The organism is Parasphingorhabdus cellanae (genome assembly GCF_017498565.1).
Lineage (GTDB): Bacteria > Pseudomonadota > Alphaproteobacteria > Sphingomonadales > Sphingomonadaceae > Parasphingorhabdus > Parasphingorhabdus cellanae.
Genome location: NZ_CP071794.1, coordinates 2146310 through 2170517 on the forward strand (window position 1 = coordinate 2146310; position 24208 = coordinate 2170517).

General features: G+C 54.7%; 26 protein-coding genes. 18 read left to right on the forward strand and 8 right to left on the reverse strand.

From position 1 onward, the window contains the following. Positions 1-3: 3 nt before the first annotated feature. The 3 genes from J4G78_RS10185 to J4G78_RS10195 all read right to left on the reverse strand — a co-directional run bounded on the left by J4G78_RS10185 (position 4) and on the right by J4G78_RS10195 (position 3332). Entirely contained in the window at positions 4-1368 is a 1365-nt protein-coding gene (locus tag J4G78_RS10185; protein WP_207986469.1) for a S41 family peptidase, read from the reverse strand. 352 nt (positions 1369-1720) lie between these two features. Next, a complete protein-coding gene (locus tag J4G78_RS10190) occupies positions 1721-2143 on the reverse strand; it encodes a bactofilin family protein (RefSeq protein ID WP_243457053.1) in 423 nt (140 codons plus the stop codon). Next, positions 2136-3332 (reverse strand): M23 family metallopeptidase, encoded by a 1197-nt coding sequence (locus J4G78_RS10195; protein WP_207986471.1) that lies wholly within the window; start codon positions 3330-3332, stop codon positions 2136-2138. Before J4G78_RS10195 ends, J4G78_RS10190 begins: the two co-directional genes overlap by 8 nt. A 255-nt stretch (positions 3333-3587) precedes the next feature. Between J4G78_RS10195 and J4G78_RS10200 the strand changes: the two genes are divergently transcribed. The 6 genes from J4G78_RS10200 to J4G78_RS10225 are packed head-to-tail and all read left to right on the forward strand — an operon-like array spanning position 3588 to position 7987. Then, positions 3588-4841: a glutamate-5-semialdehyde dehydrogenase gene (locus J4G78_RS10200; RefSeq protein WP_207986472.1), complete on the forward strand. Its 1254-nt coding sequence runs from the start codon at positions 3588-3590 to the stop codon at positions 4839-4841. Continuing rightward, on the forward strand, positions 4841-5281 hold the full coding sequence (locus J4G78_RS10205) for a hypothetical protein (protein WP_207986473.1): 441 nt from the start codon (positions 4841-4843) through the stop codon (positions 5279-5281). The genes J4G78_RS10200 and J4G78_RS10205 overlap by 1 nt, the downstream gene beginning before the upstream one ends. Continuing rightward, positions 5281-5922, forward strand: coding sequence for a nicotinate-nucleotide adenylyltransferase (locus tag J4G78_RS10210; protein WP_207990603.1), 642 nt, complete (start codon positions 5281-5283; stop codon positions 5920-5922). Before J4G78_RS10205 ends, J4G78_RS10210 begins: the two co-directional genes overlap by 1 nt. Before the next feature lie 35 nt (positions 5923-5957). Further along, positions 5958-6344, forward strand: coding sequence for a ribosome silencing factor (gene rsfS / locus J4G78_RS10215; protein ID WP_510621983.1), 387 nt, complete (start codon positions 5958-5960; stop codon positions 6342-6344). Positions 6345-6364: 20 nt separating this feature from the next. After that, positions 6365-6787, forward strand: coding sequence for a 23S rRNA (pseudouridine(1915)-N(3))-methyltransferase RlmH (locus tag J4G78_RS10220; RefSeq protein ID WP_207986474.1), 423 nt, complete (start codon positions 6365-6367; stop codon positions 6785-6787). 3 nt (positions 6788-6790) lie between these two features. Then, positions 6791-7987: a murein hydrolase activator EnvC family protein gene (locus J4G78_RS10225; protein ID WP_207986475.1), complete on the forward strand. Its 1197-nt coding sequence runs from the start codon at positions 6791-6793 to the stop codon at positions 7985-7987. Positions 7988-8003: 16 nt separating this feature from the next. Here J4G78_RS10225 and J4G78_RS10230 read toward each other — a convergent pair whose 3' ends face one another. Then, positions 8004-9512 (reverse strand): YifB family Mg chelatase-like AAA ATPase, encoded by a 1509-nt coding sequence (locus tag J4G78_RS10230; RefSeq protein WP_207986476.1) that lies wholly within the window; start codon positions 9510-9512, stop codon positions 8004-8006. Positions 9513-9686: 174 nt separating this feature from the next. Between J4G78_RS10230 and J4G78_RS10235 the strand changes: the two genes are divergently transcribed. The 9 genes from J4G78_RS10235 (at position 9687) to dapE (ending at position 16450) form a co-directional block, all read left to right on the forward strand. Further along, the gene (locus J4G78_RS10235; RefSeq protein WP_207986477.1) at positions 9687-10433 is read left to right on the forward strand and encodes an alpha/beta hydrolase; all 747 of its coding nucleotides are present in this window, start codon (positions 9687-9689) and stop codon (positions 10431-10433) included. Positions 10434-10529: 96 nt separating this feature from the next. Continuing rightward, the gene (locus tag J4G78_RS10240; RefSeq protein WP_207986478.1) at positions 10530-10925 is read left to right on the forward strand and encodes a hypothetical protein; all 396 of its coding nucleotides are present in this window, start codon (positions 10530-10532) and stop codon (positions 10923-10925) included. Between the two features lie 140 nt (positions 10926-11065). Next, positions 11066-11200 carry a 50S ribosomal protein L34 gene (gene rpmH, locus J4G78_RS10245; protein WP_207986479.1) on the forward strand — a complete coding sequence of 45 codons (135 nt, stop codon included), beginning with the start codon at positions 11066-11068 and terminating at the stop codon, positions 11198-11200. A gap of 72 nt (positions 11201-11272) precedes the next feature. Then, entirely contained in the window at positions 11273-11620 is a 348-nt protein-coding gene (gene rnpA / locus J4G78_RS10250; protein ID WP_207990607.1) for a ribonuclease P protein component, read from the forward strand. Positions 11621-11625: 5 nt separating this feature from the next. Then, complete coding sequence (yidD, locus tag J4G78_RS10255) at positions 11626-11838, forward strand: membrane protein insertion efficiency factor YidD (protein WP_207986480.1); 213 nt, start codon at positions 11626-11628, stop codon at positions 11836-11838. Positions 11839-11927: 89 nt separating this feature from the next. Then, complete coding sequence (gene yidC, locus J4G78_RS10260) at positions 11928-13760, forward strand: membrane protein insertase YidC (protein ID WP_207986481.1); 1833 nt, start codon at positions 11928-11930, stop codon at positions 13758-13760. A 132-nt stretch (positions 13761-13892) separates the two neighbouring features. Then, entirely contained in the window at positions 13893-14525 is a 633-nt protein-coding gene (yihA, locus tag J4G78_RS10265) for a ribosome biogenesis GTP-binding protein YihA/YsxC (RefSeq protein WP_207986482.1), read from the forward strand. A gap of 102 nt (positions 14526-14627) precedes the next feature. After that, positions 14628-15299 carry a glutathione S-transferase family protein gene (locus J4G78_RS10270; RefSeq protein ID WP_207986483.1) on the forward strand — a complete coding sequence of 224 codons (672 nt, stop codon included), beginning with the start codon at positions 14628-14630 and terminating at the stop codon, positions 15297-15299. Positions 15300-15307: 8 nt separating this feature from the next. After that, positions 15308-16450: a succinyl-diaminopimelate desuccinylase gene (gene dapE, locus J4G78_RS10275; RefSeq protein ID WP_207986484.1), complete on the forward strand. Its 1143-nt coding sequence runs from the start codon at positions 15308-15310 to the stop codon at positions 16448-16450. A 3-nt stretch (positions 16451-16453) separates the two neighbouring features. On the opposite strand, the gene J4G78_RS10280 is transcribed toward dapE, so the two are convergent. From J4G78_RS10280 to J4G78_RS10290, 3 genes are read right to left on the reverse strand one after another with little or no spacing between them, the layout of a single operon-like run. Beyond that, complete coding sequence (locus tag J4G78_RS10280) at positions 16454-17014, reverse strand: Smr/MutS family protein (protein WP_207986485.1); 561 nt, start codon at positions 17012-17014, stop codon at positions 16454-16456. A gap of 5 nt (positions 17015-17019) precedes the next feature. Then, complete coding sequence (gene mltA / locus J4G78_RS10285) at positions 17020-18309, reverse strand: murein transglycosylase A (RefSeq protein ID WP_207986486.1); 1290 nt, start codon at positions 18307-18309, stop codon at positions 17020-17022. Positions 18310-18364: 55 nt separating this feature from the next. Next, complete coding sequence (locus J4G78_RS10290) at positions 18365-19027, reverse strand: Tim44/TimA family putative adaptor protein (RefSeq protein WP_243457316.1); 663 nt, start codon at positions 19025-19027, stop codon at positions 18365-18367. Positions 19028-19361: 334 nt separating this feature from the next. Here J4G78_RS10290 and secB point away from each other — a divergent pair, with 334 nt between their 5' ends. The 3 genes from secB to trpS are packed head-to-tail and all read left to right on the forward strand — an operon-like array spanning position 19362 to position 22516. Next, entirely contained in the window at positions 19362-19874 is a 513-nt protein-coding gene (secB, locus tag J4G78_RS10295) for a protein-export chaperone SecB (protein ID WP_207986488.1), read from the forward strand. Positions 19875-19928: 54 nt separating this feature from the next. Continuing rightward, positions 19929-21518 carry a murein biosynthesis integral membrane protein MurJ gene (gene murJ, locus J4G78_RS10300; RefSeq protein ID WP_207986489.1) on the forward strand — a complete coding sequence of 530 codons (1590 nt, stop codon included), beginning with the start codon at positions 19929-19931 and terminating at the stop codon, positions 21516-21518. A 2-nt stretch (positions 21519-21520) separates the two neighbouring features. Continuing rightward, positions 21521-22516 (forward strand): tryptophan--tRNA ligase, encoded by a 996-nt coding sequence (gene trpS, locus J4G78_RS10305; protein ID WP_207986490.1) that lies wholly within the window; start codon positions 21521-21523, stop codon positions 22514-22516. Here the strand turns inward: trpS and J4G78_RS10310 are convergent. Beyond that, on the reverse strand, positions 22513-24111 hold the full coding sequence (locus tag J4G78_RS10310; RefSeq protein ID WP_207986491.1) for an AbgT family transporter: 1599 nt from the start codon (positions 24109-24111) through the stop codon (positions 22513-22515). The genes trpS and J4G78_RS10310 overlap by 4 nt on opposite strands. Positions 24112-24208 lie beyond the last annotated feature (97 nt).

Here is a 24208-nt window from a genome sequence, read left to right on the forward strand (position 1 = left end):
GTCCTAGTTTTTAGCGGTGACCGGTTTTGCAGACTTTTTGGCTGATGCCTTGTTCATCGCCACTTTCAGCCCATCCGGTCCCAAACGCCCGATGGTCTGCAAAGCATAGTGCAATTGAAAATCCTCAATGCCTTTTTTCTCAAGCTCTTCGGCTGTTTCGGTGAAACGCGGATCATCCTTGGCATCTTCCTCCAGCACATCATCTTCAAGTTTTACTTCGTTGATCAGATGCTTGCGCAAGTCGGATTCGCGGAAGCGCGGGCGGGTTTTGTAGTCGGGGTCGGACAGCTGCGGAACCATGATATCCGGCTCAATGCCACCTTCCTGCACCGATTTTCCAGACGGTGTATAATAGCGTGCCGTGGTCAAGCGCAACGCCGAGGTATTGGACAGCGGCAGCAAGGTCTGCACCGATCCTTTACCAAAGCTGCGCTCGCCCATAACGAGACCGCGATGATGATCCTGCAGCGCGCCAGCAACAATCTCCGAGGCCGAGGCAGAACCGGCATCAATCAGAACAATGACCGGCAGGCCATTGGCAGCATCGCCAGATTTCGCAAAATAACGCTCAATATCGGACTTGCCGCGGCCGCGCTGCGAGACAATTTCACCGCGCGACAGGAAGACATCAGAAACATTGACCGCTTCGTCGAGCAGACCGCCGGGATTGGAGCGCATATCCAGAACATAGCCCAGCGGTTTCTTGCCAAGCGATTTGTCGATACTGGTGATTGCCGCCTTCACATCGGCCCCGGTGTCATTTGAAAAACTGTTAATGCTGATCACGCCGACCTTGTCTTTCACTTCCCAAGTGACAGGCTTCAGATCAATAATGGCTCGGTTCATCGATACATCGAAAGGCTTGTCACGACCTGGACGAACGATCGTCAGCGCAATAGGGGAGCCCGGCTTGCCGCGCATTTCCTCTACCGCCTCATCCAGCGATCCGCCATAAATCAGCGATCCGTTAATATGGGTAATATAATCACCAGCCTTTACACCGGCTTTGTCTGCTGGCGTGTCCTTAAACGGTGCAATCACTTTGACAGCGCCATCTTCCATCGTCACCGACAGGCCGAGGCCACCATAATTGCCGTCCGTTTGGGTCCGCAGATTTTCAAAGTCGCGAGCATCCAGAAAGCTGCTGTGCGGATCGAGGCTACCTAGCATGCCATTAATCGCACCCTTGATGAGGTCGGCGTCATCCACCTGATCGACATAATCCGTCCGCACCCGATCAAACACGCTCATAAACTGTTCCATCTCGCGATAGGTGTTCGCATCAACAGCAGAAATGGCGGAGGTGGTCGCGGGTAACAACGCCACAGTCAACACCAGAGCAGTGGCTTGCAAGAACGGCTTTTTCATAATCGGAATCCTGTGAGTCTCAATATACTTCGAATATAGGCGCGAAACAGCAATAATGCCAAGCACCTTAACCAACAATGACGACGCTGGGCTTTCCTACAGGATAGGCATTATGATAATTTACCGATTGCTCTTTCTCAATTTTAAATAAGATCCAGATCTTTTTCGGCCGTTACTTGGGGTGTCTGGACCACAGAAGCCCATCAAGCAATCAGGTGTGATGTGTGTGAACTTTGGTCAGAAAAATCTGATCCAGGCAATATTCGGCGCACCACGGGTCCAGCACTTTGCGAAGCACCCAGGACCTTGTACACTTTGTAAACTTAACCCGAAAATCGGCTAAAATGGGGCCCTAAGCTGCCTTATCGTCTGCCGTCAGTTCCAATGGCGGGGACTTTTTCGCCATATCGACGGTTGTCTTTGCCAGATTCGGTGATTTGGCGCTCTTATGCTTGAACTTGCCGTCCACATGGCCGCCTTGTTCAATCGTGACATTTTCATAAGCAACATCGCCGCCAATGCGGGCACTGGAACTGATCACCAGATCGCCCGCTTCGATCGAGCCTTCGACCGCGCCGGAAAGGCTGGCATTCTGGGCGATAATAGCACCCTGAATTTTGCTGGATGGGCCCTGTACGAGCGACAGGCATCTGATGTCGCCGATGACCTCGCCATCAATATGCAGATCGACTTTCGCGTCGATATTGCCGGTTATGGTAATGCCGTCTCCGATGACAGAGAAGCTTGATCCATTGCTTGCACTGCTTCTAGCCACGGCTGGAGCCTGACTTTTCGGCACGCTTCTTTGGTGCGTTTGTTCGCTGTCTTGCGACGGCTTGGACTTTGAGAACATCTGTATTTGCCTCCAGAAATGGTCGGGGGTTTACCGCTTTGCCATTCAACCGCACTTCAAAATGTAGATGTGTGCCAGTAGAACGTCCGGTGCTTCCCATAGCCCCCACTTGTACGCCTTGTTTCACTTTTTGACCAGTGGTCACATGAATTTTGGAAAGATGCGCATAGCGCGTCATCAGGCCGTTGCCATGCGTGACTTCCACCGTCTTTCCATAACCCGACTTCCAGCCTGCATGGGTAATCTTACCGCCTGCTGCCGACAATATCGGTTGGCCATGCGGTCCTTTGAAATCGATTCCGCTGTGCATTGCGCCGCCGCCGGTAAAAGGATCGCGGCGATAGCCATAGCCGCTCGACATCATCGTGATGTCTGCTGGCATCGCGGAGGGTATGGTGAGCAATGTCCGCTCCAGTTGGTCCATCCGCAACAAGGCGTTATTCAAACGCTCCAGCGTAGGGTGTAATTCTCTCTCACCATCAGCAAAAAAAGGAATATAGGGACCGCCGACGGCTTCTGTGGAAGATGCGGCGAACTTTTTAGGATTAAGCCCGAACTCGCGAATGGCGGCTTCGGCCCGTTCCGTGCGCTTCATCGCTGCCCGTGTGAGCCTTTGGGCAAAAGCAATTTGACGGGCTTCAAGCCGCGCAAGCTCGGCGGCTTCCGGGAACGCGGCGCTAATTTTTTTCGTGTTTTCCGAGAGTTTCTTCTCGGTCTCGGTCAGCGTTTCCGCTTCTGCACCGGCTTCTTCACCGATAAATTGCTGTGTGATCTGCTCGATGGCATCTTGACGCTGAATCAAATCCTGTGCGACGCCGTCAATCGATTTTTTATATTCGGCAACCCGGCTCTGACTGCTATTTACTGCGGCTTCTTTTTCCGCCAGCGCCATCCGCTCACTTGTTACGGTCAGCTGATTAACTGTCATCGCCAGCGTGATTATCAGCCAAAGGCCGACAATAGCGCTCACAATCATCGCGACGCGCTTTTGCAACTTCCCTGAAATCGTAAGGAATCGAACCTGTCCATTTGCGCGCATGAAAAATTCGCGATCTGTGAACATATGATCCAATCGGGCAAGGAGCCCTTCCCTGGTTTTTTTAATTTGCATGACCCGTTTTACTCTTACTAATCCCCGATCGGCGAGTAGCAGAGGGTTATTAACGGAGCGAATCCTGTTGACGCGAGTCGTGACGAGTCGAAAGAGGTCTGCGGTGAGTTGCAAAATTAATGTAAAATTAACCGACAGTAGTGAAATTTTTCGATTCGTTTGTGTTGTTTATCACTTTGTTGGCCATTTATTTTGACGCCAAATCGACTCCGATTTTTGCTTATCTGAAAGCCATAGCCATGCTAGCAGATGCGCATGAGTGATCATCAGCACCTTATGGCCGATATGGGCCAACGAGCACGCGCTGCTTTTGCGGCCCTGTCCAGCGTGACGAGCCAGCAAAAGGCAGCAGCTTTGACCGCAGCGGCTTCAGCATTGCGTGAAAACGAGACCGAAATTCTCGCTGCAAATACCAAAGATATGGAAAAAGGCCGTACTGAGGGGCTGAGTGACGCTATGCTGGATCGGCTGATGATCGACAAGGAGCGGCTTGACGCCATTGCGTCGGCGGTCGAGCAAGTGGCGTCGCTACCGGATCCTGTAGGAGCCATAATCGACCGAAATGAGCGGCCTAACGGTCTGATCATGGAACGGGTACGGGTGCCACTTGGCGTCATTGGCATCATTTACGAAAGCCGCCCCAATGTGACAGCAGATGCGGCGGCGTTGGGACTTCGATCCGGCAATGCGGTCATATTGCGCGGCGGGTCAGAGGCGATTAAAAGCAATCGGGCCATCCATAAAGCGATGGTCGAAGGCGTTGCTTCTGCTGGCTTACCGGAAGATGCCATTCAACTGGTCCAGACGACAGACCGCGCGGCCGTCGGGGCGATGCTAAAAGCCTCTGGCTTGATCGACATCATCATTCCGCGCGGCGGCAAATCCCTGGTTGCGCGCGTGCAGGAAGAGGCCCGTGTACCGGTTCTCGCGCATCTCGACGGCATTTGTCATACCTATATCGGTCGAGCGGCGGACCCGGACAAAGCCATTGCCATTGCGGTCAATGCCAAGATGCGCCGAACCGGCGTCTGCGGGGCGATGGAAACATTGCTGATCGATCAGGATTATCCCGCACCTGGCCCCTTGTTGCGCGCCTTGCTCGACGAAGGCTGTGAAGTGCGCGGGGATGATGCGATTATGGAGCTTGATCCCCGGACGGTATCGGCTGAAACAGAAGATTGGGACACGGAATATCTCGCGCCCATTGTGTCGGCACGGATGGTCGGCGGGATTGATGAGGCACTGACCCATATCGCTACCCATGGTTCGCATCATACCGATGTCGTGGTGACCGAAGATGAATCAGTAGCCAATCAGTTTATCCAACGTGCCGATAGTGCGATCGTCATGTGGAATGCCTCCAGCCAATTTGCCGATGGCGGAGAATTTGGCTTGGGCGCAGAGATTGGCATTTCAACCGGCCGCCTCCACGCACGCGGTCCGGTCGCGCTTGAAGGATTGACCACTTACAAATGGGTAGTGCGCGGAACCGGACAGGTTCGGCCATAATGCTTGCAGCGCTGGATTTCGGCCAAAAGTTGCTCGTTGTTGGCGGGGTGTTGAGTTTATTGGCGAGCCTCCTGCATATTGGTGTCATTATCGGAGGACCGGATTGGTACCGATTTTTTGGAGCAGGTGAAGATATGGCCCGGATGGCTGAAAAAGGATCGCTTTACCCGACCCTGATAACCATCGGAATTGCAGCTATTCTGGCAATCTGGAGTTGGTTCGCCTTTGCTGGTGCTGGACTGGTATGGAAGCCGCCACTGCTCCGAGCCGGACTCATCGCCATAAGCGCGATCTATCTGACACGCGGGTTGGTACTGTTGCCAATGACTTTGCTGGCTCCCGAGAAGATCAACGGTTTTGCCATCTGGAGTTCGGCAATTGTGCTGGTTTATGGATTATTCTATGCGGTCGGTACTTGGAAATCGTGGTCCGCATTTTGATGAAGACTACAGGCCTATTGGGTGGTTCCTTCAACCCTGCGCATGGCGCGCATCGTTCGATTAGTCTGTTCGCGATGGAGGAATTGGCGCTGGACGAGCTGTGGTGGTTGGTCTCTCCCGGCAATCCGCTGAAACAAGACGCCAGCGACATGGCACCGCTTGGCGCGCGGCTGGCGTCAGCGCAGAAAATGGCGCGGCGTAGCGCGATCCGGCCCACCGCGATCGAGCGCGAATTGGGCACCCGCTATACCTATGATACGTTGCGGGCGCTGGTCCGACGCTATCCGAAGCGGCAATTTGTCTGGATCATGGGGTCAGACAATCTCGCGCAATTTCATCGCTGGAAAGACTGGCGGAAAATAGCCCGTTTATTGCCGATTGCAGTTATCGCGCGGCACGGCTATGATGATGATGCTTTTGCGGCACCCGCAATGGCATGGTTCCAGCGCTCCGTCCGGCCTGCGAACCAGCGGATGAACTGGACTAACTGGAGTACGCCAGCGCTGACATTCTTGCGCTATCGTCCCGACCCCCGCTCGGCCACCGCGATCCGGATGGCCCGGCCCCATTGGCACAAACAATATGCAGATCGCTGCGTTCGCGACGCAGTGACACGTAAATTGGTTTGCCAGACAGATTGATAGGATTTGAATTGACGAAATCGAAAAGCAAAGCACTGAAACCCGCTACTTCGAAAGAAGGAAAGGCCGAATCAGATGCCCTATATGCTCTCGTGATGAAATCGCTAGACGATGATCAGGCACAGGATATTGTGACGATTGCGCTAGAAGGCAAAAGCAATATTGCTGACCATATGGTTATCGCTGAAGGACGGTCGACCCGGCAAGTCGCATCTATGGCGCAAAAGCTGGCCGAGCGCGTCAAGCAGGCAGGCGGCGAGGCACGAATTGAAGGTTTGGCCAATGCCGACTGGGTCTTGATCGATGCTGGTGATGTGATCATTCATCTCTTTCGTCCCGAAGTGCGCAGCTTCTATAATCTGGAGCGTATGTGGGCCGTTGGCGAAGAAGACACACCCGAAGCAGAGACGGCGGAAGCCTAGGCACGGCGGCTTAGTTAATCATGAGGCTCCATATAGTCGCTCGCGGGAAGGTTGGCCGCGGTCCCGAGCAGGAGCTGGTGGACCGTTATGTGAAACGCATCAGCTGGGACGTGCAGCTGAGCGAGCTGCCCGAGCACGGCGGAAAAACGCCAAAGGTTGCTGACCAAACGAAAATCATTGCGCTCGATGAAACGGGCGAAAACTGGACATCAAAGGCTTTTGCGAAAGTGCTGAATGGCTGGCGTGACAATGGTGTGCGGGAGGCACGTTTTCTGATCGGTGCAGCGGACGGCTTGACTAACGAAGAGCGCAATAGCGCAGACCATTTCTTTTCATTTGGCAAAGCCACCTGGCCGCACCTTATGGCTCGCGCCATGCTTGCCGAACAGTTATTTCGCGCGACCGCCATCATCGCAAATCATCCCTATCATCGGGAGGGCTAGAGCATGCTCCGCTGGCTTTTCATCCTTTTCGGTCTGGCCGCGATAGGTGCCTTTTGTGCCGCAGCACTGCCTGCACAAACCCCCGGGCCGTCACTGAACGAGGAACAGCGGGCGCTGGTTTCTGCCCGCGAGCAATCAGAAAAAGCCCGGCAACGCAGCAATGCCTTACGCCGTCAAGCAGAGGCCGCAACAAATGAAGCTGACCGGGTCAACGGCGAAGCCGCCGCGCTGGCAGCGCGCATACAGGCGGCAGAAGCCGATATTCGGGCAGCGCGGGCGCGCATCGCGATCGTCGAACGGTTGCAAGAACGCCAGCGTGCCCGACTGGCTGAAAAGCAAGGACCGGTGGTTCGTTTGACCGCTGCTTTACAAATGATGACGCGCAAGCCAACTGCATTGGCCCTGGTGGAACCACGGTCGCTAAACGAGCTCATCTATATCCGTTCGATCATGTCTACCGTGATTCCCGAGATAGAGCAGCGCACAGAAAGCTTGCGCAGCGAGGTTCAGCAGGGCGAAAAGCTGAGGACCCAGTCTGCACGGGCCATTGCTTCTTTGAACGAAAGCCAGCTGCAGTTAACGCAGCGGCGCAAACAGCTGTCCGGGCTGGAAGCCAACGAACGCGTCGAAACCCTTCAATTTTCCGACGATGCCGGTCTGGAACAGGACCGCGCATTGGCGCTGGGCGAAGAGGCGCGCGATATACTCGATTTGATGGACCAGATTCGCGAAAGTGGTGCAGTACGCGAATCGCTAGCCCGGCTCGACGGACCAATATTACGGCCGAATCAGAATGGTGCCGAGCCAGCACCCAGCCCGGCACGTAAAGCCAATATTGCCAATGCCTATCGATTGCCAGTAATCGGGGAAATAGTTACTGGACTGGGTGAGATATCCGACAGCGGCTATCGCTCGCGCGGGCTGACCATAGCTGTGGATCCCGGCGCGCAGATAGTCGCGCCGGCAGCTGGCCGGGTCGCCTTCTCCGGTCCCTATCGCGGCTATGGCAATATCATGATCATCGAACATGATGCGAACTGGACCAGCCTGATAACCAATATGGCGACGACCAATGCAGAAGTCGGTGATCAGCTTGTGCAAGGCGCGCCAGTGGGTCGGTCCGGACAGAATAATCCCAATGTGACCGTAGAGCTGCGCCGTAATGGCCGGCCGATTGATATTGCCGCTTTGGTAGGCTGATTTAAAGGCCTACGTGCTAATTGCGCGGTGCTTGGCGGCGGTAACTTAGTGCTTCTGCTACATGAATCCGCCCAATCTGCTTCACGCCTGCCAAATCGGCAATTGTCCGCGATACGCGTAAAACTCTTGTATAGCCGCGCGCCGAGAGGCGCATGGCTTCAGCAGCTTGGGCCAATAATTGTCGTCCCGCTTCATCTGGTGTCGCAAATTTTTCCAGCGCATCACCGTCAATCTCTGTATTTGTCCTGGCATCAAGGTCGGCATAGCGGTGACGCTGCAAGTGCCGGGCTTCAGCCACTCTTGCCGCAACCACATCAGACCCTTCCGCAGGCGGCGGCATGGTGAGATCGGCCGCAGACAAAGCTTCCACCTCAATATGCAAATCGATCCGGTCTAGCAGCGGGCCAGACACTTTCGCCTGATAGTCCGCAGCGCATTTGGGCGCGCGCGAACAGGCCAGAGCCGCATCGCCAAGATGCCCGCAGCGGCAAGGATTCATAGCGGCGACCATCTGGACCCGCGCCGGAAAGGTAACATGGGCATTGGCTCGCGCCACACTAACTTCCCCGGTTTCGAGCGGCTGGCGCAGCGAATCGAGCACCGCGCGCTGGAATTCCGGTAACTCGTCGAGAAACAACACGCCGAGATGGGCGAGGCTCACCTCGCCCGGGCGTACTTTCAATCCGCCACCAACTAAAGCGGCCATCGAAGCGCTGTGGTGCGGATGGCGATAGGGACGGGTCCGGCTCATCTGCCCACCCTCCAGCGTACCTGCGACACTGGCGACCATCGAAACTTCCAGAGCCTCTGCCGGCGACAAGGGCGGCAATATGCCCGGCAAACAGGATGCTAATAGTGACTTGCCCGAACCGGGCGGTCCGTTCATCAGCAAATTATGTCCGCCTGCCGCCGCAATCTCTAGCGCGCGTTTGGCAGTTTCCTGACCTTTTACGTCTTTCAGATCCGGTCCGTGGTCAGGCTCTGGGGCGGCTCCGGGATCCGGCGAGCTTAAAACGGACTGACCTTTAAAGTGATTGAGCAAGGCGAGCAGATCATTTGGCGCCAATATTTCCACATCACCGGCCCAAGCCGCTTCGGGCCCCTGCAAAGCGGGACATATCAGCCCGAGATGCTCGCCCGATGCGTGTAAAGCGGCGAGCAAAACTCCTGGCGTAGCCGCCAACCGCCCATCCAATGATAGTTCACCCACCACGACATAACCTGCCAAAGTCTCTGCATCGATAATTCCCATTGCGCCAAGCAGCGCCAAAGCAATCGGCAAGTCGTAATGCGATCCTTCCTTCGGCAGGTCTGCCGGGGATAAATTGATTGTAATTCGCTTGGGCGGCAATGACAGGCCCATGGACGCAATCGCCGCGCGAACTCGCTCTCGGCTCTCGGCGACGGCTTTATCGGGCAAGCCCACGACATTGAAGGCAGGCAGTCCCGGGGCAACCTGACATTGCACCTCCACTCGGCGTGCTTCCAGACCCAAATAGGCCACAGTGGAGACAAGTGCTACCATTTCAAACGCCTTATTTCCTTGTTGTAGCCCGTGACAGTGACAAGGCGAATCACAAGAGTCGAGCGGGAAGGAAGGCTTGGCCGGAACCGTCAAAACCACCCGCAATCATAGTTAACTTTATGTAAACCAACGGTTTCTATCTTTTCGCAACAGCTATCAGGCAGAAACAGCTTCATGGAACTGCGGATATATAACGAAGATACCGATCATCAGGGCGCCAAGGGGTCCTGGGCCAGTGGCCTTTTGACCATCATCTTTGCAGCTGCCGCCTTGTTCCTGCTGCCGGCCGGGCCAGCCCAGGCGGCGGGTTCCAGCATTACCGTTACCGAAACCGTCGAAACGTTCGAATATACGATTGTCGCGCCAGAACGGTCTTCAGATTGGACGTCCGCGCCTTCTTTGCAAACGCTGGGTCGCTATGGTCCTTTTCGAGTAGTCTCATCAGACACAGCGGAAATGTCCGGCACGGTTGATAGCGATTCTCCAATGTTGTTTCGACAGATGCTGAAACAGCATCCTGGCATCAAACGGATACAGATGATCGATTGTGACGGTTCGGTGGATGAGGCCGCGAATTTGAGTTTGGCTCGACAAATTCGCCACGCCGGGATTAGCACACATGTACCGGCACACGGCTCCGTACGGTCTGGTGCAGTCGAACTGTTCCTCGCGGGAGTAAGACATACCGCTGACAAAGGCGCGGAATTCGTCGTCCACAGCTGGATGGATGAAGATGGCAGAGAGGCCAATGACTATCCTCCAGATGATCCGGTTCATTCGGAATATCTGAGCTATTATACGGAAATGGGTATCCCGGCTGACAAGGCTCAGGCTTTTTACGCACTGACCAACAGCGTGCCTTTTGCCGAACAGCTCAAACTGTCCCGCAATGATCTGGCGCGTTTCCAGCTGCTGCACTAGCCACAATATCCAATAACAGATGTACGGAAACGGCGATTCTGCTCCGTCTTCCATTCATGCTATATGCATAAATTGGAACGATAATCGACCAGCAGCGTGATTTCTTCGACAACCCGGCTTGCGGGTAGCATTGCGATGCATCACATAGAACGTATGAAAGTGGATATGGACGAGAAACTGGGTAAAAAACGGAGGAAATATACATCGGGATCGCGATTCGCGCTTTCGGTGCTCGGCTTTACGCTGATGATCCTGTCGCCCATTGTCGGCGCTATTCCGGGACCCGGTTTCATCATTATGTTCCCACTAGGATTGGCGCTGGTGCTGCAAAATTCGCGCTGGGCGAAGAAACGCTACGTCGATTTCAAGCAGCGTTTTCCGAAATATGGCCAATGGACCGACTGGGCGATGCGCCGCAAACGGCACAAAGAGTTGCCCGATGATTTTGAACTGCCGATTGTAGGCAAGGTGAAGACCAAGTCCGAAAGCTGAGTTTTTTTGCCAGTTTTTTTGCCGAGTGCTCAGCCTAATGCTTGACTTTCCGCGGCTGCACACTTATCCGCAGCGACAACAAGACGGCCGCAGCTTATGGCGGCCTTTTTTATCGAAATTTTAGACGTAGGATAAACGCGATGAAGCGCACATTTCAACCGAGCCGCCTGGTCCGTAAACGGCGCCATGGTTTCCGCGCCCGCAAAGCAACTGTCGGAGGCCGTAAAATACTGGCTGCCCGTCGTTCGCGTGGCCGCAACAAGCTGTCTGCCTGAAGCATCTGCTCCGGCAGATTATAGGATGATGCGGTGACTGATCCGCGTCTTCAACCCATCAACATTGAAGTGATTCGGAAGCGTCCGGATTTTCTCGCAGCGAATCGCGGCAAGCGATTCGTAACGCCTGGTTTTGTTCTGCTGGCCCATAAGCGAAGCGCAGAGCATGCTATAGCCCCCAACACCATCCGCTATGGCATTACAGTGACCAAAAAAATCGGTAATGCAGTGGCCCGCAACCGGATGAAGCGGCGGTTTCGAGCGTTGCTCGCTGAATTGCTCCCACAATATGGTATAGTCGGCGCAGATCATATCATGATCGGCCGCAAGGAAGGCCGCAAACAAGATAAAGAGCGGGATTTCGCTGCGATAAAAACAGATCTGGAAAAAGCGCTGAAACATCTCGCGAAAAAACTTTAAAAACCATGCTGAGGGCGATTTTCATCTTCTTCGTACGCTGCTGGCAATGGGGCCCGTCGCGTATTTTGCCTCCGACTTGCCGGTACAGCCCAACCTGTTCAGCCTATGCGATCGAAGCGATCGAAAAACACGGTGCAATTAGGGGTAGCTGGCTGGGCGCGAAACGGCTATTGCGCTGTCATCCGTGGGGGGGCTCTGGTTATGATCCGGTCCCTTGAACGCATTAATATATAGAGGCAATGGAACAGGGCTGCTCTAGTCTTGCTTGGTGTAACATCAATCTTTAAGCCAGAATTTAGGAAAAACAGTGGACGACAAGCGTAATATCATCATGGCGGTCTTGCTAACCGGCATCATCCTTTTTGGCTGGCCGGTACTGATGGAAACATTTTTCCCTGACATGGTGAACAAGAATGAAGCGGTCGAGCAAGCCGACAGCCCAGGCAATGATCAGGCCGCGGCACCGACAGATGGCTCCGCGCCCGCTGTTTCGACGACACCGGGCAGTGCTGCAATCGGCGCGGATGCGGCGGCTGGCACCATCCGCAAGCTTTCGGTCGTACTCGCCGAAAATCCTCGTGTCGCGATTGATACACCGCGGCTCCAAGGCTCCATCAACCTGCAGGGCGCGCGGTTTGATGATCTGACGCTGACCGATCACACCACGGAGCTGGCGAAAGACAGCCCGCCAGTGCGGCTATTCGCTCCATCGGGTACCAAAGACGCCTATTTCAGCCGCTTTGGCTGGGCCGGAGATGGCGTGGCTGTGCCGGACGACAAAACCGTATGGACAGCCGACAAGGCCAAGTTGACACCGGAAACGCCGGTTACACTAAGCTGGGCCAATGAAACCGGACAGACCTACGCAATCACGTTATCCATTGATGAAAATTATCTGATCACCGCAGAGCAAAGCGTTACCAATCGCGGCGAAAACGCAATTGCGCTCAACCCTTTTGGCATACTCAGCCGCGTGCGCGATCTCGACAATGTCCCGCCAGGCGAAGCGGATAGCTGGACCATCCATATTGGTCCGATGGGCGTGTTTGATGGTATCGCTAATTTCGACACCGATTATGAAGATGTCGATGAAGCAGGCACCAACGGTATAGCAGCCGATGCAACCAAGGGCTGGGTTGGCTTCACCGACAAATATTGGCTCGGGGCCTTGATTCCCGTCAGCAATGCTAAAGTCGAAGCCAAGTTCCGCGCGGGTAGCGGCGACATTTATCAAGCGCAAATTGCCCGCGAAAATGCGCAAGTCATTGCGCCCGGCAAAGTGCTGAAGACCACCACACGCCTGTTCGCGGGCGCAAAGGAAACCGCGCTGCTCGATACCTATAAAGAGCAATATGACATCACCTTGCTCGACCGAGCAGTCGATTGGGGCTGGTTCTACTGGTTTGAAAAACCGCTTTTCTATCTGCTCGACTGGCTGTTTAAATTTTCCGGCAATTTTGGTGTCGCGATCATTTTGATGACCTTTGTCGTGCGCGGGATTATGTTCCCGATTGCGCAAAAGCAGTTCGCCTCGATGGCTCAAATGCGCGCTGTGCAGCCGAAGATGAAGAAAATTCAGGAAAAATATAAGGAAGACAAGCAGAAACAGCAGCAGGAAATCATGAAGCTGTATAAGGATGAGAAGGTCAATCCGCTGGCTGGCTGTCTGCCGATTTTTCTGCAAATTCCGATTTTCTTTGCGCTCTATAAAGTGTTGATGCTCTCGATCGAGATGCGCCATCAACCATTCACACTGTGGATCAAGGATTTGTCTGCGCCCGACCCACTTACGCCGGTCAACCTGTTCGGTCTGATCCCGTTTGATCCGCCGAGCTTCCTCGCGGTGGGTATCTTGCCGATCCTGATGGGCATTACGATGCACTATCAGTTCAAGCTGAACCCGCAGCAAATGGATCCGATGCAACAACAGATTTTCAGCATCATGCCGTGGATTTTGGTGTTCATCATGGCGCCCTTTGCCGCTGGCCTGCAGCTTTACTGGACCGTTTCCAACGTCCTTACCATTGCGCAGCAGAAGTGGCTCTATTCGCGCCATCCACAGCTGAAAGAGCAAATGGCCAAGGATGCTGAGGAAAAGGCCAAGAAAGCAGAAGAAGAAAAAGCGGCAAAAACCAACTAGGCCGCCCCCCTGCTCCGGGTTTGTCGTCCTGAACTTGATTACCTTCGGTGGTCTTTCGACTCAGGATGCACAGTGGATGCCGCGACTAAAATACTAGATCCTGAAACAAGTTCAGGACGACGGATCGATATTATGAAACCACTGCACCCAAAAATCTTTTCCGGACCGATTTCTTTCTTGAAATCTGCACCGCAGCTACAATTCTTACCGGATCCGACGGCTCCGGAAATTGCCTTTGCGGGCCGGTCTAACGTCGGCAAGTCGTCGCTAATCAATGCATTGACGGGCCGCAACGGGCTCGCGCGGACATCCAATACCCCGGGCCGGACGCAGGAACTGAATTTTTTCGACATTGGGGACACTTCAAACGGGCCGCCGATCTTCCGGATCTGCGACATGCCGGGCTATGGCTTTGCCAAAGCCCCGCCAAAAGTCGTTCAGAAGTGGCGCTACCTGATCAACGATTATCTGCGCGGGCGGCAAGTGCTCAAGCGCACTTTTGTGCTGATTGATTCGCGCCATGGGATCAAGAATACCGATGAAAATGTGCTGGAGATGCTCGACAAAGCGGCTGTCAGCTACCGGATCGTGATGACCAAGGCTGATAAGGTGAAAACCACCGAGCTGGAGGCGACCAAAGAAAAAGTCATTGCTGCGGCGAAAAAGCATCCGGCCGCACATCCCGAATTGATCATCACTTCTTCGGAGAAAAAGCAGGGCATTGACGCACTGCGCATGGCGGTGCTCGAAGCCGTTCAGATATAGGTTCAGATGCCAGTTAGCGTAACTTTCCTCATAAATATCGCGAATATCAGGATATAAGATTCCCGCTTCCGCTCTAATGACGAGTGCGTTAGGTATGTGTTTATGAAACTGATAATCGGAAACAAAGCCTATTCCAGCTGGTCCATGCGTGGATGGCTCGCCTGCAAACAGTCCGGGCTCTCGTTCGAAGAGCTCACCGTGCCGCTCTATGGTGAGGATTGGGATGAGATGCGGGTTAGCGAAAATTTTGCGCCATCCGGCGGCAAGGTCCCCATTTTGTGGGATGGCGAAAGCGTGATCTGGGACAGTCTCGCGATCATCGACTGGCTCGCCGACAAAACCCATCGCGACCGCTTCTGGCCCAAAGATGAGACAGCGCGTGGTATGGCCCGTTCGATGGCTGCCGAGATGCACAGCGGCTTTATGGCGCTGCGTAAACAGTGCCCGATGAACACTCGCAAGCGCTTCGAAGGGCTTCAATTCACGCTAGAGGTGGTTCAGGATGCCGCCCGTATCATGCAGCTATGGGCACAAGCACGGGCGCGCTTTGGCGGTGGCGGGCCGTTTCTATTTGGTACGTTTGGTGCGGTTGATATCATGTATGCACCGATTATTTCACGGTTCCAGACTTATGGAATTCAGGTTCCCGGCTTTGCCGCATCCTATATGGATACCATGCTCGGCCATGACTGGATGGTTCAGTGGATGGAGGCCGCCGAAGAAGAACCATGGGTAATCGAACATTTTGATGCACCTGAAGCGGCAAGAGGCTGAACCACAATATGAGCGACAATAGCGCCCTCGAGCTGGCCAAGCGGCTGATCGCCTGCCCGAGCATCACGCCTGCAACCGGTATCGTGTTTGACGAAATGGAAGCGATGCTCCAACCCTTAGGGTTTGAGGTGTCGCGCTTCATTGCCGGTGACAGGCCCGAGGACGAGGGTCTTGGCGGCGCGGTTGAGAATCTTTTCGCCATCCGCAGAGGTCCAGAAGGCGCACGCCATTTTGCCTTCGCGGGACATCTCGATGTCGTTCCACCCGGCGAAGGCTGGGGCAGTGACCCTTTTGTTCCCAAAGTCAAAGGCGATCTACTACACGGACGCGGCGCGGTGGATATGAAAGGCAGCATCGCCGCCTTTGTCAGCACCTTGCACAGCCTGCCTAGCGACCTCGGGACGATCAGCCTGATCATCACCGGTGACGAAGAGGGACCAGCGCGCTTTGGCACAGTCGCTTTGATGGATCTGATGGCAGAGCGCGGCATTACCCCTGATCTATGCCTTGTTGGAGAGCCCACGTCAGTGAACCAGCTCGGCGATATGATGAAAATTGGACGGCGCGGATCGGTCAATATGTGGATCACCGTCAATGGCACGCAAGGCCATGTTGCCTATCCTCATCTCGCCGACAATCCGATCACCAAGCTCGGTACTATCTTGAGCGAAATTGACGCACTCCAGCTGGACGAAGGCACCGATTGGTTTCAGCCGAGCAACATCGAATTTACCGACCTCAGCGTTGGCAATCCGGCGCATAATGTTATCCCTGCCAAAGCCGAAGGACGTTTGTCGATCCGGTTTAATGACCAGCATAGCGGAGATAGTCTAAGCGGGCTGGTGCGCGAAATTGTAGAGCGTAACGGCGGTGAGCTGAACCCGATTATTTCCGGTGAACCGTTTCTGACCCCTCCGGGAGAGTTGTCGGGGTTGATTGGCGAGGCCATTACCGAAGTGACCGGAGTGGAACCGGAATTGTCCACCACGGGCGGCACGTCCGATGCGCGCTTCCTGTCGAAAATTGTACCAGTGGTGGAATTTGGCCTTTGTAACGCAACCATGCACAAGTTGGATGAAGCAGTGGCGGTGGATGATCTCGATCAACTGGCAAAAATCTATGCGCTGGTTGTAAAACGCGCGCTTAGCTAGTTACTATCGCCGTCTTCGCAAAATAATATAAAGCGCCCCCGCCCCGCCATGACGCGGATGCGCGCGTCGGACCGCCGCGATATGGGAAGCGTGGCGAGATGCCGCCAGCCAATCCGAAATCGCCGCGCGGATCGCCCCGCGCCCGCCTTCACGCCGCCGTTGTTCCTCGCTGCGCGCTTTGCCGGTGATCAGTAAGATCGCGCGATGGCCTGCCGCTATGCTGAGTTCCAAGGCGCTATCCAGGCGCCCATGCGCTGATGATAATGTATAACCATGCAGGTCAATGGTAACGTCAGGCTGGACAACGCCCTTGTTCAGGCGCCGGTCCCAATGGCCATCAAGGCCTGCTTTTTCTGGAACAGCAACCTGTTCCTTCAACGGTATCGCCTTGGCCGAAACACCGCCAAAACTTTCCGCCGTAATTGGTCCACGTCGCTCTGGCAGCTTTTTCGCAACAGGTAGCGCTTTCACCCGACTCACACGTGCCTCATCCAGCGGCTTTACCGTTTCGATGACTTTCTGCCATAGCGCCTTTTCACCGGCGGTAAGGGGCCGGTCAGACATGCGGCCTAATTGCCTTGCTGGCTTTGAAGTAGCTTGGCAACGCTACCTTTGGGCAGGAAGATCAATGCCTGTCCGCGGGAAGACATACCGCCGGCAATTTGCGCTGCTTCTTCGCCTGCGCCCCAGAATGTATCAAACCGGTTTGATCCCTTGATCGCGCCACCGGTATCCTGCGCAACCCAAAGGCCATCCGCGATATTATGATCCATATCGAGGAAAACCGGCGCGCCGAGCGGGACAAATTTCGGGTCAGAAGCGACCGATGTACGGCCGACCACCGGATGACTCATCGCGCCCAACGGACCGGGCCCGGTGAGCTCGCGAAAGAAAATATAGCTCTTATTCTCCCGCATGATCTTGCGCCCCTCTTCAGGATTGGCACGCAGCCATTCGATAATGCCCTGCATATTGGTTTTGCCGTCGGCAAGCAGCCCGCGCTCACGCATCACGCGACCAATACCGGTATAATCGCGGCCGTTCTGTCCATCATAGCCGATCCGCATAACCGAACCATCAGGCATGGCGACACGGCCAGAACCCTGAATCTGCAGGAAGAAAAACTCTATATAATCCGACGCCCAGGCGAGTTCGAGACCTTTGCCTTGCAACGCGCCATCATCAATTTGCGCGCGCTCTTCAAATGGGACTAGCTTGGTGCCATCTACCTTGCCTCTTATGCGCTTGTCTTTCAGACCATCCGAAAACTGGCCGAGATCGACATCAAGCAGGTTGGATGGGCGCTTGTAAATCGGCACCTGACTGACGTTGCTCCGGACACGTGACCCTTGAATCTGTGGTTCAAAATAACCGGTCGCAAAGGCTTTGCCATCGCCAACCTGCACCGCTTCAAAATAGCCTTCAAAGAAACTGCGCGCGTCATTGTCCTGCCAAGCTTTGGCAGCCTCGCAGGATTGTCGCCAATCCTCGCCCTCTGTCAAACCGCTATTGTCGGTGCGACGAACTAGCGAGGAACAGCTGGTGCGAAAAGATTTGAGAGCAGCAGTGGCTTTGTCCGATTGCAAATTCAGCGATGGAATATCTGGGCCTAGAGCAATACCTGCTCCCGTGGCCCGGGTGTCATCATCGGAAACCGGGGTGATCTGTTCAGAGTCAACAGCTTCAATCGTACCCGCCGTCTGCTGGACGGGTGCTTGCCTGACCGCAGCGCGTGTCGGCCCTGATTGAGGAGATTGGGCCGGAACGTCGCCCTGCACCCACTCTCCGTTTCCAGCAGGTGCGCCGCGCGCCGCACCTTCAGGAATGATAGACAGCGAGCAAGCGCTCAGCAGCGTCATTGCGCCCAAAAATCCTCCGATTTTCATGATTATAATATTATGGCCCACGCAGGACTTACGCTTCGTCCGTCTCGTCGAGGATCCAGTTCGGGTCAGCGCTGGAAAGATCGCGCATGAAGGTCCAGACGTCATGCGTATCAACCGCATCGGTCAGCGATCCGCCGATCAGCTTGCCATCCTTGTCTTTCACTACAGCTGCGATATCCGCATCAAAGCGTACGGTGATCCGTGCAACGCGGCGATCATAATCGGCGTCGGCAATCCGCGCCTCTTCGATCCGTACGAGGCGATTTTCCAATATTTCGCCATTTTTCTCACGCGCTTCAATCGCGGAGACAAAGCTTTCGTAGACATCATCGTCACACAACTCTTTAAGCTGTTCACGATCTCCCGTCCAAAAAGCTTCCAAAATCATGCCATAGGCCGCTTTCGCGCCTTCAACAAAACGTCCAGCGTCGAAATTGCGATCAGCATTGATGATCGCGCGCATGCCCGATTCGGCAGCAGCGTCATAGATCATCGTGGGCTGCGGTGCAGGCGCGGAGGAAGCCGGTACGATGTCGGGAATAGGGCTATCCCGATTTTCATCATGGGCAGCTCGGTCCTGAGGACGCTTATCCAAGCTATTCTCTACGTTACGGGGGGTATGTTCCTGCTCATGGCCGGTACGTTTTCCCAAAACAGAATAAAGGCGCAGGCCCAAAAAAGCAGCTACCATCGCTAAAAGAACAATCTCGATAGTCACGATATCTCCAATATCTCAATTCCCTCCTACATAGGCAGGAACTGCGCCAGTTTCAAATGGCTTTCTCTTATTTGGCGCGTCTTTCACAAGCTATTGAGTGCTGTGGGGAGCGAATATCGACCGGTTTAGCCGCAAGTTTGTGAATATGGCCTTACGGAATATTACTGATGTCAGCCACTTATTCACCCCAAGGGCCGACATATTTGGGGCATTGCCCTGTCTTTAATCCCCTGCTAGGCGCGCTGCAAACGGGGCGTAAGAATGCTCCCTAACTTACTATACGTAATTTCCCGAAAGGATGAGCCAGATGGCTGATGAGAATGATAATATTACAACACCGGAAGCCGCAGCCAATGGCGCCGATAATCAACCAAAAATTGGTGTTATCTCGCAATATGTAAAGGACTTGTCGGTTGAAAACCCCAACGCCCCAGATGTATATCAATGGGAAGTCCAACCGCAGATTGACGTACAGTTTAATATTGGTTCCAAGCCAGTATCTGACGAAGTGAACGAAGTTGAACTAAAAATCGACGTTGTTGCTAAGGCAGACCAAGGAATAGCGTTTCAGGTTGAGTTGCTTTATTGTGGTCTTTTCGGTCTGCGTAACGTCACCGATGAACAGGCACATCCGTTTCTATTTGCCGAAGCACCACGGCTATTATTCCCATTTGCGCGCGCGATTGTTTCCGACGCAGTCCGCGATGCCGGATTCCAGCCGCTGATGCTTGAGCCGATTGATTTCACGGCCCTCTACATGCAACAGCGGGAGCAGCAGGCCGCGATGCAATCCGGAGAACAACCGGTTGGCAACGCCTGAGCATAACGCCTTCGAGGGCATGAATATGCTGCAGGTTCGCTTCAGGGCACGCCGGTGAATCTGCTAAAATCTACTGGAATCATTGCCGGTCTGACGATGGTCAGCCGCATATTTGGGTTCGTGCGCGATATCATGCTCGCGCGCGTGCTCGGTGCGGGAGCAGCAGCAGATGCCTGGCAGCTCGCATTTCAACTCCCCAATATCTTCCGCCGGCTCTTTGCCGAGGGTGCGTTCTCGGCGGCGTTCGTTCCTCTCTTCAACCGCAAGATGGAAGAAGATGAACAACGTTCTGCCGCGCAGAATTTTGCGATTGATGTATTGTCGGTGTTCGTCCCGATCCTGCTGATTTTCTCGGCCGTTATGATGCTGGCCATGCCCGCGATTATCTGGTTCATTGATGATTTCGGTGAAGGTGGCCGGACGAGCGATTTTTCCATCAGCTTAGCCCGGATAACTTTTCCTTATCTTGGCCTCATCAGCATCACGACCTTGTTCGCAGCGATCCTCAACAGCGTCAGCCGTTTTGCGGCTGCGGCGGCCGCACCGATCATGCTCAACATCTGCAAGATCACCGCATTGCTGATCGCGCTATGGATTGATGGTGGTGCTAATCCCCGCCAGACGGCCTATTTTCTCGCTTTCGCGGTGTCGATATCGGGGCTGCTGCAAATGCTATGGCTCTATTGCTGGGCACGTAAAGCGGGATTTTCATTCGCGATTAGAAGACCAAAATTCACGCCTGATGTGAAAGAGCTCGGAGTACTGATCCTGCCTGCGGTTTTTGGTGCAGGTATTTATCAGATCAGCCGATTTATCGACCTATTCTTCCTCGGCCGCTTGCCAGAAGGCAGCTTCGTCTATCTCGCCATGGGCGATCGGCTCAATCAATTACCGCTTGGTATTATCGGAATCGCGCTCGGCACGGCCATTCTGCCTGCCCTTTCCCGCTTCATTGCCAAAGATGATCCGGGGGGCGCACAGCGCCTGCAAAGCAACGCGATTGAGCTGGCAATGCTACTCACAATCCCCGCTGCGATAGCCCTGTTCTTTGCCGCCGGACCGCTGGTCACATCCTTTTATGTCGGCGGAAATTTCAAGGCCAGCGACGGCGCGACGACCGCCAGCGTGGTCGCCGCTTTGGTCATCGGACTGCCCGCCTATGTGCTGGTCAAAGTCCTGATCCCCGGCTTTTTTGCGCGCAAGGACACCCGGACGCCGGTTTATACCGCTGGCATATCACTGCTAATCAACATCACGTTGAACCTCATCCTGATACCGATTTACGGTATTTATGGGCTCGCACTGGCGGGGGCGCTGGCGGCTTGGTGCAATTGTACTATGCTCTACACCATGCTGCATCGGCGCGGTCATTATCGAATTGAACTGTCGCTGTTGCTGCGCATCTTGCGGATCACCCTCTCAGCGCTCGGCATGGCAATGGTGCTGATCTATGCCGTTCCGCTGGGCGAAGGCCTTTATGACGGCAATATCTGGCAACGGATTGGATCGATTACAGCGCTGGTCAGCGCGGGCGGTCTTGTCTATGCGGTGCTGGCATGGGTGACCGGCGCAGTGGACCGCGACAAGATCACCATGCTGACGAAGAAAAAAGCAGCCGAACAGGCAGGACAAGAAGGACAATGATCATGCGTACGGTTTCGGGCATTCAGCCCACAGGTAATCTCCATCTCGGTAATTATCTGGGCGCGATCAAAAACTGGGTGAAGCTGCAGCAGGAGTCCGAGTGCCTGTTCTTTCTTGCCGACCTTCACGCGATCACGGTCCCCAATGACCCGTCGGAATTGTCTGCCAATTGCCGCAACATGGTGGCAGCGCTTGTTGCTGCCGGCGTAGACACCAAAAAGTCGATCCTGTTCAATCAGGCGCGGGTGCCACAGCATGTGGAGCTGGCCTGGATGCTGATCTGCAACACACCGATGGGATGGCTCGACCGGATGACCCAGTTCAAGGAAAAATCCGGCAAGCACAAACAGCGGTCATCCTTGGGCCTCTACGGCTATCCGGTGCTGCAAGCGGCTGATGTGCTTATCTATCGAGCCACCCACGTACCGGTGGGTGAGGATCAGAAGCAGCATCTCGAGCTTGCCCGCGATATCGCGACCAAATTTAACAATGATACCGGACAGGACGTCTTCATCCTGCCCGAACCCTATATCGGCGCAACCGCCGCGCGGATTATGTCGCTGCGCGATGGTGCGGCGAAAATGTCGAAATCCGATCCGTCAGATTTGAGCCGGATCAACATGACCGATGATGACGACACCATCGCCAAGAAGATCAAAAAGGCGCGTACCGATGCTGATCCCCTGCCCGGTAAGTTGGAGGAGCTGGAAGGCCGTGCGGAGGCGACAAATCTCGTCGGCATATATGCTGCGCTGGAAGACAGCACCCCGCAGGCGGTGCTCGACCAACATGCTGGCAAGGGCTTTGGTGACTTCAAGCCTGCTTTAGCGGACCTCGCCGTGGCCAAACTTTCGCCAATCCGCGACCGCTATGAAGAGCTGCGCCAAGATGAAAGCGCAATTGATGCGATTTTGCGCGATGGCGCGGAGCGTGCACAGACATTGGCACAGCCGACAGTGGATAAAGCTTATGCGGCTTTGGGGCTGCTAAGGGGTTAGCTTGTCGGCGGTGGCGCAAATACTGGCGAAGACGGGCCCAGCGGTATTTCAAATGCGACCCAGAGCATGATTAGCGCCAATCCGGCACCGAGCAGCCACAGCGCATAGGGCAGCATCATCGCGGTCAGATTGCCAATCCCGAAATCCTTGTTCCAGCGCTGGCAGAAGACAAGAATCAGCGGGAAATAGACCATGAGCGGCGTGATGATGTTGGTTGCACTGTCGCCAACACGATAGGCGGCTGTAGTGGTTTCCGCGCTAACCCCGATCAGCATCAGCATCGGTACCAATATCGGTGCAAGCAGTGCCCATTTGGCGCTCGCCGAGCCAACGAACAGGTTCATCACAGCCACGAATATAACCACCAATGCCAACAAGATTGGCGCAGGCATATCCAGGCTTTGCAAAATTTCTGCCCCATGGACGGCGGTGATCAGGCCAAGATTGGACCAGCCGAACATTGCGACAAAATGCGCGACCATGAAAGCAAGCACCAGAAAATACGCCATGTCCGCCATGCTGTCGCTCATCATCTTAACCAGATCGCGATGGCTTTTGATGTTACCCACGCCTTTGCCATAGGCCCAGCCCGCAAGAAGGAAGAGCAAGAAGAAACCGCCGACCAGTGACTGGTAAAAGGGCGTGAACTGCGCCTCTGCCGAAGCGGTTTCATCGATCAGGGCGGTGCCTGGCCCGAAGGTCATCAATAGCCAGAGCGCGATCACACCCAATGTCGCCAAACCTGCGTAACGCAGACCACGTTTTTCGCCCTCTTCGAGCGGGCGATCTTGGGCATCTTCGGCTGGCTCGCTGTCATCGGCAACATTGGCACTCGGATTAATCGATCCGCTATAGGTTCCCAGACGCGGTTCGATAATCCGATCGGTCACATACCAGATGACCGGCAGGAAAACGAAGGTCATCACAAAGATAAAATACCAGTTGCCGGCGATATTAGCTTCCCAGTTGGGAAACACGGTTTCTGCCGCCGCCTGGGTAATACCGAATAACAGCGCATCGAGCTGCCCCGGAAACAGATTGGCGGAGAAACCGCCTGAAACGCCCGCAAAGGCAGCGGCAATACCAGCAATCGGGTTGCGGCCGGCCGCTGCAAATATGATACCCGCCAGCGGAATCAGCACAACATAGGCCGCATCCGCCGCCAGATTTCCGAGCATCGCCACCAGCGCCACAATCGGCGTCAGCAGAAAAGTCGGTGCGTTGCGCACACCCGCTCGCATGGCTGTGCCAAACAGGCCGGATCGCTCTGCTACCCCGGCCCCCAACATCACCACCAAAACATAGCCAAGCGGGTGAAAATGGGTGAAAGTCTTGGGCATCTCAACCCATAGCCGCCTGATATTTTCCGCCGAAAATAGGCTTGTCGCGGCAATTACTCTGCGCTCACCCGTTTCAGGGTCGACTTCAATCGGATGCACTGCGGCCCAACCCAGCAGGTCCGCGACGACCGACAAGGCAACAACAAACAATATCAGGTAGAAAAACAGAAAAACCGGATCGGGAAGCTTGTTACCTGTTCGTTCGATCCAGCCAAAAAAGCCCTTATTCAGACTTTGTGTCCCGCCATTTGTCATAGATCCTGATCCCCACCGCGTTGAAATATCGACCTATTCATAGCCATGCATGCACGGCAATGGTCAAGAATAATGGTGATTGGTAGATATCGTCTGT